Origin of the sequence: Nonomuraea sp. NPDC000554 (genome assembly GCF_040300065.1) — a bacterium.
GTDB lineage: Bacteria > Actinomycetota > Actinomycetes > Streptosporangiales > Streptosporangiaceae > Nonomuraea.
Genome location: NZ_JBEPDC010000023.1, coordinates 65,307 through 78,236 on the forward strand (window position 1 = coordinate 65,307; position 12,930 = coordinate 78,236).

Here is a 12,930-nt window from a genome sequence, read left to right on the forward strand (position 1 = left end):
CTCAGAAGTCGAACTGGTCGATGGTGGCGGCGTCGAAGGTGAACGGAGGGCCGAGGATGATCTCGCCGTTCTTGCCGATCGTGCGCTCCCCGAGCTTGCCCGCCTTGAACGTCTCGCCCTCGGCGCCCGTGATCTGCCCCGAGACCAGCGCCGCCGCCGCATAGGAGGCCAGGTAGCCGAGGTCCTTCGGGTTCCACAGGGCGAACTTCGCGACGGTGCCGTCCTTGACGAACTGCCGCATCTGGTTGGGCGTGCCCAGGCCGGTGAGCACGACCTTGCCCTTGTACTTGGAGCCGGAGATGTAGCGCGCCGCCGCCGACACGCCGACCGTGGTCGGGGAGATGATGCCCTTCAGGTCGGGATACGCCTGCAGCAGGCCCTGCGTCTGGGTGAAGGACTTCTGGTCGTCGTCGTCCCCGTAGGCCACCTTGACCAGCTTCATGTCCTTGTACTCGGGCTTGGTCAGCTCGTCCTTCATGAAGGTGATCCAGGTGTTCTGGTTGGTCGCGTTCGCGGTGGCCGACAGGATGGCGATCTCGCCCTTGCCGCCGATCAGCTGCGACAGCAGCTTGACCTGGCTGCGCCCGACCTCTTCCGAGCTGGCCTGGTTGATGAACAGGTCGCGGCACTGCGGGGAGGCGTCGGAGTCGTAGGCGACGATCTTGATGCCCTTGGCGCGGGCCTGCTGGAGCGGCCCGCAGACGGCGTTGGCGTCGTTGGCGGCGATGAGGATGGCGTCGTGGCCCTGCTGGGTGAGCGTGTTGATGTAGGAGATCTGCGAGGACGCCGAAGCGTCGGACGGCCCGACCTCCTTGGCCTCGCCCTGGTACTCCTTCGCCGCCTCGATGCCCGCGTTGTCGACGATCGTCTCGTAGGGGTTGTTGATCTGCTTGGGGAGGAACGCCAGCTTGATCCCCTGCTTCATGGGGGCGTCCGGGTCGGCCTTGGCCGCCTGGGAGGAGGAGGGGGCCGGCGCGGGGGCCGAGGTGACGGACGACTTGGTGGTGCCCCCGCAGGCCGCCAGGCTCAGGGCGAGCAGCGCGGCGGCGCCGGTGGAGGCGACAGTGGAACGCAGCGGGATCATGAGGTTCCTTTCAGGGCCGGCCTGACCAGGGAGACGAGGCGGGGGGTGAGCACCGACACGATGAGGAGCAGCCCGGTGACGATCGACTGGATCTCGGTCGAGACGTCGCCGAGCATCAGCAGGTTCCGCAGCAGCCCGATGAGCAGCACTCCGGCGATGACGCCGCCGAGGGTGCCCTTGCCGCCGTCGAAGTCGACGCCGCCGAGCAGCACGGCGGCGATCACGGCCAGTTCGATGCCCATGCCGTTGTCGGCGCGGGCGGAGCCGTACCTGAGCGTGAAGACGACCCCGGCGAAGGCGGCGACCGTCCCGGAGACGACGAACAGCAGGAGCTTGACGCGCTTGACGCGGATCCCGGCGAAGAACGCGGCCTGCTCCTGCGCGCCGATGGCGTACAGCGCGCGGCCGAAGCCGGTGGCGTGCAGCACCACCCCGGCGATCGCGGCCAGCAGGACGAACAGCGCGATCGGGTACGGGATCGGCGTGCCCGGCACGTCGTCCACGGCGAGGGAGACGTACGACGGCGGGAACTGGGCCACCGCCCGGTCGCCGAGGACGACGTAGGCCAGGCCGCGGTAGAGGGCGAGGGTGCCGATCGTGACGGCCAGCGACGGCAGGCCGAGCCGGGTCACCAGCAGCCCGTTCACCAGCCCGCACACGGCTCCGGCGAGCACGACGAGCGGGATGATCGTCTCGATCGGCAGGCCGCCGTCCCAGAGCGCGCCGACCAGCGCGCTCGCCAGCCCCAGCACGGACGCGACCGACAGGTCCACCTCGGCGGCGACCACCAGCATGGTCATGGCCAGCGCGATCAGCGCGATCTCGCCCAGGTCGCCGAGCGCGAACGACAGGTTCCCCGCCGTGGCGAAGCCGGGCGAGGCGACCGAGCCGACGGCGACGACGGCGACCAGCAGCGCGCCCACCAGGACGTCCCAGCGCAGCACCCTAGCCATGGCGGCTCCTGTTCCTGAGCAGGCGGGCGACCCTGAGGGCGAGCGCCCGGTCGACGCTGATCGCGAGCAGCAGCAGCGCCCCGGTGACGGCCTGCTGCCAGAACGGGTTGACCCGCAGCACCACGAGCGCGCTGCCGATGGTGGTCAGCAGCAGCGCGCCGAGCGCCGCCCCGTACACGCTGCCGACACCGCCGGTGATCGCGACGCCGCCGACCACCACGGCGCTGACCACGAGCAGCTCCCAGCCGTGCGCGGAGTCGGCGACGACCGTGCCGAACCTGGCCAGCCAGAACACCCCGGCCAGCCCGGCGAGGCAGCCGCTGACCAGGTAGCCGGCCAGCACCCTGCGGCGCACGGGGACGCCCGCCAGCCGGGCGGCCTCCGGGCTGGAGCCGATCGCGTAGAACTCCCGCCCGCTCGGGTAGGAGCGCAGGTAGTAGCCGATCACCAGCATGATCACGAGCGTGCCGAGCGGCAGGTACGGCACGCCGAGCACGCTGCCGTTGCCGAGCGCGAGCAGCGCCGGGGGCAGGTCCACCGCGTTGATCTGGCGGCCGTGGGCGACGTAGTGGTCGACGCCCTGGATCACGTAGAGCGTGCCGAGCGTGACCACCAGGGCCGGCACCCGGCAGAAGCTGACCAGCAGCCCGTTGAGCAGGCCGCAGGCGGCGCCGATCGCCACCCCGAGCAGCGCGCCGGTCACGACGCCGCCGCCTCTCGCCAGCAGGTCGCCCGTCACGAACGCGGCCAGCCCGACCACGGAGCCGACGGACAGGTCCAGGTTGCGGGTGATCACCACCATCGACTGGCCGACGGCCAGCAGCGCGAGGATGGCGGTGTTGAGCAGGATGTCCTCGATGCCCTGGCCCGACAGGAAGGTGCCGTTGACCCCCGCGGTCACGGCGACCAGCACGGCCAGCGCGACGACCAGGCTCAGCTCGCGGGCCCGGAACACGAGGTCGACCAGGCCGCGTCCGCTTCGCGTCGCGGAGGCGCTCGGGCGTGTCTCGGCGCGGGCCGCGGGGGCGCTCACGCGGCCCGTCCCGTGGCGGCGGTCATCACGGTCTCCTCGGTCGCGTCCGCGCGGGGGATCTCCGCCGTCAGCCGTCCCTCGTGCATGACCAGCACGCGGTCGGCCATGCCGAGCACCTCGGGCAGGTCGGACGAGATCATCAGGACGGCGATCCCCTGCCCGGCCAGCTCCGACAGCAGCCGGTGCACCTCGGCCTTGGCGCCGACGTCGATGCCGCGCGTCGGCTCGTCCACGATCAGCACGGACGGCGCCGTGGCCAGCCACTTGGCCAGCACGACCTTCTGCTGGTTGCCGCCCGACAGCACCCCGACCCCGTCGCTGAGCCTGGCGAACGTGAGCCGCAGCCGCGCGGCCCAGTCTCTGGCCCGGTCACGCTCGGCGGCCCGCGAGATCGTCGGCCCCCGGCGCAGGGCGCGCAGCCCGGTCAGGCCGATGTTGCGCTCGATCGACAGCTCCATGACCAGCCCCTGCTGACGGCGGTCCTCCGGGACGAGGGCGAGGCCGGCGCCCATCGCGGCCGTGGGGCTGCCCGGAGGCAGTCGCACGCCGTCCACCTGGACGGAGCCGGCGTCCCAGCGGTCGATGCCGAAGATCGCCCTGGCGACCTCGCTGCGCCCGGCCCCGACGAGCCCGGCCAGCGCGACGATCTCGCCCCGCCGCACCTGGAAGGAGACGTCGGTGAAGACGCCCTCGCGGGTCAGCCGCTCCACCTGGAGGGCGACCTCGCCGGGGGTGGTGTCCTGTTTGGGGTAGAGGGCGCCGAGGTCGCGGCCCACCATGCGGCGGACCAGGTCCTCGTGCGTCAGCCCCGCGACCGGCTCGCCGGCGATCCACGCGCCGTCGCGCAGGGTGGTGACCCGCTGGCACAGGGCGAAGATCTCGTCCAGCCGGTGCGAGATGAACAGGATCGCGCACCCGTGCTCGCGCAGCGCCTCGACCACCGAGAACAGCCGGGCCACCTCGTTGCCTGACAGGGCGGCCGTCGGCTCGTCCATGACCAGGACGCGGGCGTCGCGGGAGAGGGCCTTGGCGATCTCGACGAGCTGCTGGTCGGCGATCGACAGGCCGCGTGCCGGCTGGTCGGGGTCGAGCGCGACGCCGAGCCGTCCGAACAGCTCGCGGGTCTGGGCGCGCATGGCCGCGCGGTCGATGCGGCCCAGGCTCGCGCGGGGCTGGCGGCCCATGAAGATGTTCTCGGCGACGGGCAGGTCGGGGAAGAGCGTCGGCTCCTGGTAGATGACGGCGACGCCGGCCTGCTGGGCGTCCGCGGGTCCGGCGAAGACGACCGGGACGCCGTCGAGCAGGACCTGCCCGCTGTCGGGCCGGTGGACCCCCGCGAGGGTCTTGACGAGGGTGGACTTGCCGGCGCCGTTCTCCCCCGCCAGGGCGTGTGTCTCGCCGGCGAACAGCTCCAGCGACACCTGGCGCAGGGCCCGTACGGCCCCGAACGACTTGCTGACGTTCGCGAGCGCGAGTGTGGGGGGAGCACTCATGCCGCCTCCAGGCAACAAACGTTTTAACAACAGTGCCCCGGAATGTAGGCCCTCTACCAGCGACCGTCAATGGGCGCACCATCCTTATGGCGCTTTCGTGATTGTTACGTTTTAATCAGCTCGTGCGATTCACCGCCGTGGACCTGGGCGCCTCAAGCGGGCGCGTGATGACTGCCGAGTTCTCCGCCGCAGGGGTGACGCTGTCGCAGGCGCACCGCTTCCCCAACCGGCCCGTCCGCGTGGCGGGCACGCTGCACTGGGACGTCCTGGCGCTCTACCGGGACGTCCTGGACGGCCTGCGCGCGGCGGGCCCCGCCGAGTCCGTCGGCATCGACTCGTGGGGCGTGGACTACGGCCTGCTCGACGCCCGCGGCGCGCTGCTCGGCAACCCGGTGCACTACCGCGACGCCCGCACCGAGCACGTCACCGAGCGCGCCGACCCGTACCCGGTGACGGGGCTGCAGTTCCTCCGCTTCAACACCGTCAACCAGCTGCTCAACGACGACCTCGGCCGGGCCGAGACGCTACTGCTGATCCCCGACCTGCTCGGCTACTGGCTGAGCGGCTCCGCGGGCACCGAACGCACCAACGCCTCCACCACCGGCCTGTACGACGTGACCCGCCGCGACTGGGCCTGGGATCTCATCGCCGAACTCGGCCTGCCCCGCCGGATCTTCCGCCCGATCACCGAGGGCGCCGCCGGCCCGCTGCGGGAGGACGTCGCCGCGGAGGTCGGCTACACCACCGCCGTCACCAAGGTCGCCTCCCACGACACCGCCTCGGCCGTGGTCGCGGTCCCCGCCACCACCGGCGACTTCGCCTACATCTCCTGCGGCACCTGGTCCCTGGTGGGCGTGGAGCTGCCGTCGCCCGTCCTGACCGAGGACAGCCGGCTGGCCAACTTCACCAACGAGGCCGGGATCGACGGCACCACCCGCTACCTGCGCAACGTCATGGGCCTGTGGATCCTCCAGGAGTGCCTGCGCGCCTGGGGCGACCCCGACCTGGAGCCGCTCCTGGACGCCGCCGGCCGGACCGGCACCGACACCGTCATCGACCCCGACGACCCGGCGTTCCTCCCGCCGGGCGACATGCCCGCCCGCATCGCCGCGTACTGCGCCCGCACCGGGCAGCGCGCACCGGAGGGCCGGGCGCAGGTCGTACGATGCATCCTGCAGAGTCTCGCCCTCGCCTACCAGCGCGCCATCGCCGACGCGGTGCGGCTGAGCGGGCGGCGGGTCGAGGTCGTGCACCTGGTCGGAGGCGGGTCGCGCAACGCGTTGCTGTGCAGGCTCACGGCCGAGGCGACCGGCCTTCCCGTGGTGGCGGGCCCGGTCGAGGCGACCGCGTTGGGCAACGCGCTCGTCCAGGCGCGGGCGCGCGGCCTGGTCGGCGACCTGGCCGAGATGCGGGAGCTGGTACGGCGGAACGCGGGTGTGCGGACATGGGAGCCCTGATGAGCACGGTGAGCATCAAGGACGTCGCGGCGATGGCCGGCGTGTCGCCCGGCACGGTGTCCAACGTGCTGAACCGTCCCGAGAAGGTCGCCGCGGCCACCCGGGTCAGGGTCGAGGCGGCGATCAGGGACCTGGGCTTCGTCCGGCACGGCTCGGCGTCCACGCTGCGGGCCGGGCACAGCCGCACGGTCGGGCTGTCCGTGATCGACATCGGCAACCCGTTCTTCACCGACGTCGCCGCCGGGGTCGAGGACGTCGCGAGCGAGCGCGGCTACGCGGTGATCCTCGGCAACTCCTCGGGCAGCCGGGTCAAGGAGGAGCACAACCTGCTGGTCTTCGCCGAGCAGCGGGTGCGCGGGGTGCTGATCACGCCGTCCGACGAGGACCCGCACCGGCTCGACCGGCTGCGCGAGCGCGGCATCTGCGTGGTGCTCGTCGACCATCCCGCCGAGGGGGCCGACCAGTGCGCGGTCGCGGTCAACGATGTCACGGGCGGCACGATGGCCGTCGCGCACCTGCTGGAGGGTGGCGCGGAGCGCATCGGCTACGTGACGGGCCCGGCGACGATCCGGCAGTGCCAGGACCGGCGACGCGGCGCGGAACGGGCGCTGGCGGCGGCCGGTCGCGATCCGCACGCCCTGCGCGAGGTGGCGATGCCGGCGATGACCGCGAAGGCGGGCCAGCAGGCGGCCGAGAAGCTGCTGGCCCAGGGCGACCTGCCCGACGCGCTGTTCTGCGCCAACGACCTGCTGGCGCTCGGCATGCTGCGCGGCCTGCTCCAGGCGGGGGTCAGGGTGCCCGACGACGTCTCGCTGATCGGCTACGACGACATCGACTTCGCCTCGGCCTCGACCGTCTCGCTGACCTCGATCAGGCAGCCCACCTACCAGCTCGGACGGGTCGCGACCGAGCTCCTCCTCGACGAGTGCGACAACCCCGGCACGCACGCCCACCAGCAGATCATGTTCCAGCCTGACCTCGTCGTCCGGGAGTCCACGCGGTAGGTTGTGGCCCTAACCGACAAACGGGGTTGATCATGACAAATGGTGCACGTCATGCGCTCGGAGTGGTCGCCGGGCTGCTCTTCCCTCCGCTGATCGCCGCTGGGCTGGCGTTCGGGATCGGCGACACCGCCGCCAAGTACCAGCAGTTCGTCGTCTCCTGGCTCGGGCTCGTCGTGGTGGCCCTCAGCGCGCTCCTGCTGGCCTTCCTGCTCGGCTCGCGGATGTCGCCCGTCGCCTCGCTCATGGGCGGCCTCGCCTTCACCGCGCTCGGCCTGGTGCCGTGGATCGAGATGCAGGGCGTGCGGGTGCTCCCCCTCGACTGGATCGACGGCCCGCTCCGGATCGGCTTCCAGACCCTGCTCTACTCCGGGGTCTTCTTCCTGCTCGGTGTGACGATGCTGGTGGTGTCGGCGTTCCCGTCGAGATGGCGTGGCGCGCGAGCCGCCCTCGCCGCGCCGGAGCACGCCCACGAGTACGGGATGCCGGCGCCGTACCCCCCGGCGCCGTACCCCCCTTCGCCGTCTCACACGTCGCCCTCTCACACGGCGCCGTACTCGACGCTGCCGGAGGACGCCACGCGGCCGATGCACCGCGAGTGAGACCAAGGTCGCCTGGCAGAATGCCGCCATGCGCGACACAAGGATCGTCGACTTCCTGAACCAGTTGGCCGCCCACGTACCGGCGCCGGGAGGGGGAGCCACCGCGGCCCTGCACGCGGCGCAGGCCGCCGCGCTGCTCGGCATGGTGGCCCGCTACACGACCGGGGAGAAGTACATCAAGCACTCGGAGCTCGTCGTGAGCGTGATCGCCGAGACCGACACGCTGAGGGCCAGGGCGCTGCGGCTGGGCGAGCAGGACGCGGCGGCGTTCACCGCCGTCGCCGACGCCTACCGGATGCCGAAGGGCGACGAGCGCAGCGCGGCGATCGCCGCGGCCCTGGTGGGGGCGGCCGAGCCGCCGGCCCGGGTGGTCGAGGCCGCGTCCCGGCTGGTCGAGCTCTGCGAGGTGCTGCTGCCGATCGGCAACCGCAACGTCATCACGGACGTGGCCGCCGCCGCCGACGCGGCCCGCGCCGCGCTGACCACGGCCAGGGTGAACGTCGAGATCAACGTGACGGGCATCAAGGACGAGCGGGCCGCGGAGCAGCTGCGCGCCAGGATAGCCGGGGTGGATTCGGCCGTCGCCAGGGCCGACCGGGTGACCGCCCAGGTGCGCGAGGAGATCAACGCATGAGGACGCTGACAGGCAGGGAGCTGGCCGCCTCTCTCAGGGCCGAGGTCGCGGCGCTGGTGGAGGCCGGCCCGCAGCCCAGGCTGGCCGTCGTGGTGGCCACCGCCGACGAGGCGAGCCTGTGGTACGTCCGGTCCATCGCGAAGGCCGCCGCCGGGGTGGGCATCACCTGCGACCTGGTGGACCTCGGCCCCGACGCGGAGCCCGAGCGGATCAGGCAGACGCTCGCCCGGCTGAGCGCCGACGACACCGTGCACGGCGTCATGCTGCAGACCCCGCTGCCCGCCGGAGCGTCGCTGCAGGACCTCGCGGGCGCGATCGACCCGGCCAAGGACGTCGACGGGGCGAACCCGCTCTCGCTCGGCCGCCTGGCCGCCGGGCTGCCCGCGTTCGCCCCCGCGACCGCCGCCGCCGTGCTGGCGCTGCTCGACCACTACGGCGTGGAGCTCTCGGGAGCCAGGGCCGTCGTCGTGGGCCGCTCGACCGTGGTCGGCAAGCCGCTCGCCCACCTGCTGCTCGACAGGCACGCCACCGTCACCGTCTGCCACTCGCGCACCCGCGACCTGGCGGCCGTCACGTCGACGGCCGAGGTGCTGGTGGCGGCCGTCGGCCGGGCCGGGTTGATCGGCGCGGAGCACGTGGCGCCCGGTGCGGTCGTGATCGACGTCGGCACCAACCCCACCGAGGACGGCCGCCTGGTCGGCGACGTGGACTTCGACGCGGTCGCGGGCAGGGCGGCGGCGCTGACCCCGGTGCCCGGCGGCGTCGGCCCGGTGACCACCGCGCTGCTGCTGAGCCACACCGCCCGAGCGGCGGGCCTGCGGTGAGTCCGACCCGTCTGAGGCGTGACGTCCTGATCGTGCAGCACAGCCGCAGCGGCGGGCCCGGCCGCTTCGGCGGCTGGCTGGAGGAGGCCGGGCTCCGGCTGGACGTGGTCCGCGCCCACGAGGGCGCGCCGCTGCCCGCCCGGCTCCACCACGCGGCGATGGTCGTGCTGGGCGGCGGCTACCTGCCCGGCGACGACGACAGGGCGCCGTGGCTGGCGCCGACCCGCGACCTGGTCCGGCAGGCGCTCACCGAGGAGGTGCCGCTGTTCGGCATCTGCCTGGGCGGGCAGATGCTCGCCGAGGTCGCGGGCGGGGAGGTGACCGGTGACGTGGGCGCGCCCGAGAACGGCAGCGTCCCCGTCACCATCAGGCCGGAGGCGGCGGACGACGAGCTCTTCCGCGAACTGCCCCCGGTCGTGCCCGCCATCGAGCACCACGTGGACGCGATCACCGAGCTGCCGCCCGGCGCCGTCTGGCTGGCCGAGACCGAGCGGTGCCCGTACCAGGCGCTGCGGGTGGGTGAGCGGGCGTGGGGCGTGCAGTTCCATCCGGAGGTGCTGCCGCCGCGCATCCGCGAGTGGGAGGTGACCGGTTTCGACCCCGACGAGGTGTACGCCCAGGCGGTGGCGGACGAGCCGATCTCGACGCCGATCTGGCGCGAGGTCGCGACCCGCTTCGCCAAGCTCGCCACCTGACCCGGCACGCCGCCGCCCAACCCAGCACCCCCACAACGCCCGGGCCCGCGCCCCGGCGGTCCGGGAGTACCTGGGCTGAGCGGGGCCGGTCCGGGAGGACACGGGGCTGGTCTCGGGGCGGTTCGGCGGGAGGATACGGGGATGGTTTGGCCTGGGGTGGTTCGGGAGCGCCCGGGCCGGTCGGGGGCTTGCTGTGGGGCTATTTGTTGGACTGAATGCCGATAAAAGGGCTCGTTCGGAGGAACCCGACATCTGGCCAGTTCGTCGTACGTGCATGAAGGCCGAATGGATCGACCGCCCGGCCGAACTGGAGCAGCTGGTGTCGGCGCTGGTCTCGGGCGAGAGCGGCCTGGTCGCGCTCGTCCCCGAAGTGGACGGCGCCGAGGGCTTCGGCACGACCGCGCTGGCCGCCGCGGCCTGCGCGGATCCCCGGGTGCGCAGGCGCTTCCCCAAGGGCGTCGCCTGGCTGACCGTGGACGCCGACCCGCCCGAGATCCTCCGGGGCCACCTGATGGAACGGATCGAGGCGGTGGGCGACGAGCTGGACCCGCTGGAGGTGGTCAGCGACCCGGAGGGCATGGTCGCCTGCTCGACCCGTCCCGGTGACGGGCTGGTGGTGCTCGACGGCCTGCGCCATCCCGCCCTGGTGTACGCCACCGCCATGCTGGCGCCCCACTCCAGCGTGCTCGCCACCGCGCGGACCGCCGCCGGGCTGCCCGAGCACGCCACGATCGTCGAGGTGCCGCCGCTGGAGCGCGGCTGGCCGCTGCTGGTGGCGCTCGCCGACGCGCTCCACACGGCCGCGCCGCGCGACGTCGACCTGGCCGACGCGGGCGCGCGCACGGCGGCCGTGCACCGGGTGCTCGCGGAGGGCCTGCCCCGGCTCGGGCTGCCGGACAGCGTCGAGCGCCTGGTGGAGCTGGGCGTCTTCGCCGGTGACGGGACGATCCCGGCGGGCCTGGTCCGGCTGCTCTGGCACGAGACCGCCGGCCTGTCGAGCGTCGACACCGAGCTGACCCTGGCCGGGCTCAGCGCCCTGGGCCTGCTCTCGCTCGCACCCGACCGGCAGGTCGTGGTCCTGCCCGACGCGGTCAGGGCCTACGCGCGCGGCGCCGTCGGCAGCGAGGTGACCGCCGCCCTGGTCAGGGCGCTCGACGACGGCTCCGGCACGCTCGAGTCCGCCGAGGAGCGCTCCTACGTCCTCGCCCGGCTGCCCGACCACTACACCTCGGCGGGCGGCGACGTGGCCGACCTGGTGTGCGACGGCGGGTGGATCGCGTCCAAGCTGGAGGTGTACGGCGTCACGGAGGTCGAACGGGACCTGACACGGGCGGGCACGCCGCTGGCCGAGCGGCTGCGCCACACGCTCGCCCAGAACACCCACCTGCTCGAACGCTCCCAGGACGGGACCAGGCGGCTCGCCGTCCTGGCGGCCAGGCTGCACGCGGTGCCGATGATCGCCCACGAGGTCAGGGCGCTGCTGCGCGGCCTCGGCTGCGCGTGGCTGGAATGCCTGTGGGAGCCGCCGGACCTGGCGCATCCCGCGCTCCGCCGGACGCTGTCGAGCGAGTCGGGCGCGGCGACGGCCGTGGCGTTCGGCCCCGACGGCGGCTGGGTGGCCGCCGGGGACGAGAGCGGCACGGCCACGATCTGGAACGCCGACGGCACCGTCCGCGCCACGCTGGAAGGGCACGACGGCCAGATCAACGCGGTGGCGGTCGCCGCCTGCGGGAGCTGGCTGGCCACCGGCGGCGACGACGGCACAGTGCGGCTGTGGCGTCCCGACGGCACCGAGGAGGCGGTGCTGCGCGGCCACGACGGACCGGTGTCACGGGTGGCGATCGCGCCGGACGGCACCTGGCTGGCGTCGGCCGGCCCCTACGAGGACCTCCGCGCCTGGCGCGGCGACGGCACCCCGCTCTGGCACGCGCGGGCCGGCCTCGACCCCGGCGGCACCCTGTCCATCTCCTCCGACAGCACGGGGCTGGTACTCACCGGCGGCGGGGGCGCCCGGTTCTGGACGCAGGACGGCACCCCGCAGGGCACGGTCGAGGCGGCGCCGGAGGTCTGCACCGGCGACCCGGGCGTCCCGCTGGACTCCGGCCATCGCGGCACGGTCCTGGACGTGGCGCTCAGCCCGGACGGCACGTGGCTGGCCAGCGCGGGCGAGGACGGCACCGTCAGGATCTGGGACAGGGTTCGGCACGTCCCGCCCCCGGACGAGCACATGCGCCGCCGCAGGCTGTCGGCGGTCCGCGTGGCGGGGCAAGGCGGCTGGCTGGCCACCGCGGGCCCCGGCGGGCCGGCCCTGTGGGACGACGAGGGCAGCGCGCTCGGCACGATCGGCGAGGCGGGCGGATGCACCGCGGTCGCGATCTCCCCGGACGAGTCGTGGCTCGCGGCCACGACCGGCGACGGGGAGCTCTGGCTGGCCGGACGCGACGGCACGGTCCGGGCCAGGGTGTCCGCCCCTCCGTGGAGCCGCGACGACGTGGTGATCTCCCCCGACGGCTCCTGGCTCGCCACCGCCGGGGACGAGGTGCGCGTCTGGCGCCCGGACGGCACTCCGCTGCGCGACCTCCGCACCAAGGAGATGATCAGGTCCCTCGCCGTGGCGCCCGACGGCTCCTGGCTGGCGGCGTCGGGCGACGAGCACGTCCAGGTGTGGCACGCGGACGGCTGGCACATCCGGGCGCTGCTCCGCCTGGAGGACGTGACCACGCTGGCCGCCTCCCCCGACGGCGCCTGGCTGGCCGCCGCCACCCGCGAGGGCGACATCCACCTGTGCGACCCCGACGGCGCGCCGCTGACGACGCTGGTCGGCCCGCTGAGCCACCTGACCGGCCTGGCCGCGGGGCCGTTCGGCTGGTGGCTGGCCAGCACCTCGACCGACGGCGAGCTCCTGGTCTGGGACGTCGGCGCCGAAGCCGTCCTGGCCGGGCTCACGCTGGACGACACGCTCAACGGCTGCGCCTGGACGCCGGGCGGCACCCGCGTCTACGTGGCGGGCGACGCGGGCCTGTACGGCTTCAAACTGAACCAGCCCCGCTAGTCCCGATTTCCGTACGTCGGGGTGATTGAAGATCGCCTTGATGTGCTGTGTTGATCTCGGTTGGTCATGCACGGTCTCCCATGCGCCATTGCGGGATCGCGG

11 protein-coding genes are annotated in these 12,930 nt (G+C 73.4%); 7 read left to right on the forward strand and 4 right to left on the reverse strand.

The annotated features are described in order from the left end of the window. Position 1: 1 nt before the first annotated feature. Genes rhaS through ABT294_RS35420 form a run of 4 tightly spaced genes read right to left on the reverse strand, consistent with a single transcriptional unit; the run spans position 2 to position 4,563 of the window. Positions 2–1,084: a rhamnose ABC transporter substrate-binding protein gene (gene rhaS, locus ABT294_RS35405; protein ID WP_350810685.1), complete on the reverse strand. Its 1,083-nt coding sequence runs from the start codon at positions 1,082–1,084 to the stop codon at positions 2–4. Beyond that, on the reverse strand, positions 1,081–2,037 hold the full coding sequence (locus ABT294_RS35410; protein WP_350810686.1) for an ABC transporter permease: 957 nt from the start codon (positions 2,035–2,037) through the stop codon (positions 1,081–1,083). Before ABT294_RS35410 ends, rhaS begins: the two co-directional genes overlap by 4 nt. Then, positions 2,030–3,070: an ABC transporter permease gene (locus tag ABT294_RS35415; protein WP_350810687.1), complete on the reverse strand. Its 1,041-nt coding sequence runs from the start codon at positions 3,068–3,070 to the stop codon at positions 2,030–2,032. The genes ABT294_RS35410 and ABT294_RS35415 overlap by 8 nt, the downstream gene beginning before the upstream one ends. Then, positions 3,067–4,563: a sugar ABC transporter ATP-binding protein gene (locus ABT294_RS35420; RefSeq protein WP_350810688.1), complete on the reverse strand. Its 1,497-nt coding sequence runs from the start codon at positions 4,561–4,563 to the stop codon at positions 3,067–3,069. Before ABT294_RS35420 ends, ABT294_RS35415 begins: the two co-directional genes overlap by 4 nt. Positions 4,564–4,685: 122 nt before the next feature. Here ABT294_RS35420 and ABT294_RS35425 point away from each other — a divergent pair, with 122 nt between their 5' ends. The 7 genes from ABT294_RS35425 to ABT294_RS35455 all read left to right on the forward strand — a co-directional run bounded on the left by ABT294_RS35425 (position 4,686) and on the right by ABT294_RS35455 (position 12,828). After that, the gene (locus ABT294_RS35425; protein WP_350810689.1) at positions 4,686–6,020 is read left to right on the forward strand and encodes a rhamnulokinase; all 1,335 of its coding nucleotides are present in this window, start codon (positions 4,686–4,688) and stop codon (positions 6,018–6,020) included. Then, complete coding sequence (locus tag ABT294_RS35430) at positions 6,020–7,024, forward strand: LacI family DNA-binding transcriptional regulator (RefSeq protein ID WP_350810690.1); 1,005 nt, start codon at positions 6,020–6,022, stop codon at positions 7,022–7,024. Before ABT294_RS35425 ends, ABT294_RS35430 begins: the two co-directional genes overlap by 1 nt. Positions 7,025–7,056: 32 nt before the next feature. Further along, a complete protein-coding gene (locus ABT294_RS35435; RefSeq protein WP_350810691.1) occupies positions 7,057–7,623 on the forward strand; it encodes a hypothetical protein in 567 nt (188 codons plus the stop codon). 28 nt (positions 7,624–7,651) lie between these two features. Further along, positions 7,652–8,257 carry a cyclodeaminase/cyclohydrolase family protein gene (locus ABT294_RS35440; protein ID WP_350810692.1) on the forward strand — a complete coding sequence of 202 codons (606 nt, stop codon included), beginning with the start codon at positions 7,652–7,654 and terminating at the stop codon, positions 8,255–8,257. After that, positions 8,254–9,081, forward strand: coding sequence for a bifunctional 5,10-methylenetetrahydrofolate dehydrogenase/5,10-methenyltetrahydrofolate cyclohydrolase (locus ABT294_RS35445; RefSeq protein WP_350810693.1), 828 nt, complete (start codon positions 8,254–8,256; stop codon positions 9,079–9,081). Before ABT294_RS35440 ends, ABT294_RS35445 begins: the two co-directional genes overlap by 4 nt. A gap of 32 nt (positions 9,082–9,113) precedes the next feature. Beyond that, positions 9,114–9,776, forward strand: coding sequence for a type 1 glutamine amidotransferase (locus tag ABT294_RS35450; RefSeq protein ID WP_350810694.1), 663 nt, complete (start codon positions 9,114–9,116; stop codon positions 9,774–9,776). Positions 9,777–10,050: 274 nt separating this feature from the next. Beyond that, complete coding sequence (locus ABT294_RS35455; RefSeq protein WP_350810695.1) at positions 10,051–12,828, forward strand: WD40 repeat domain-containing protein; 2,778 nt, start codon at positions 10,051–10,053, stop codon at positions 12,826–12,828. The last annotated feature ends 102 nt before the right edge of the window (positions 12,829–12,930 follow it).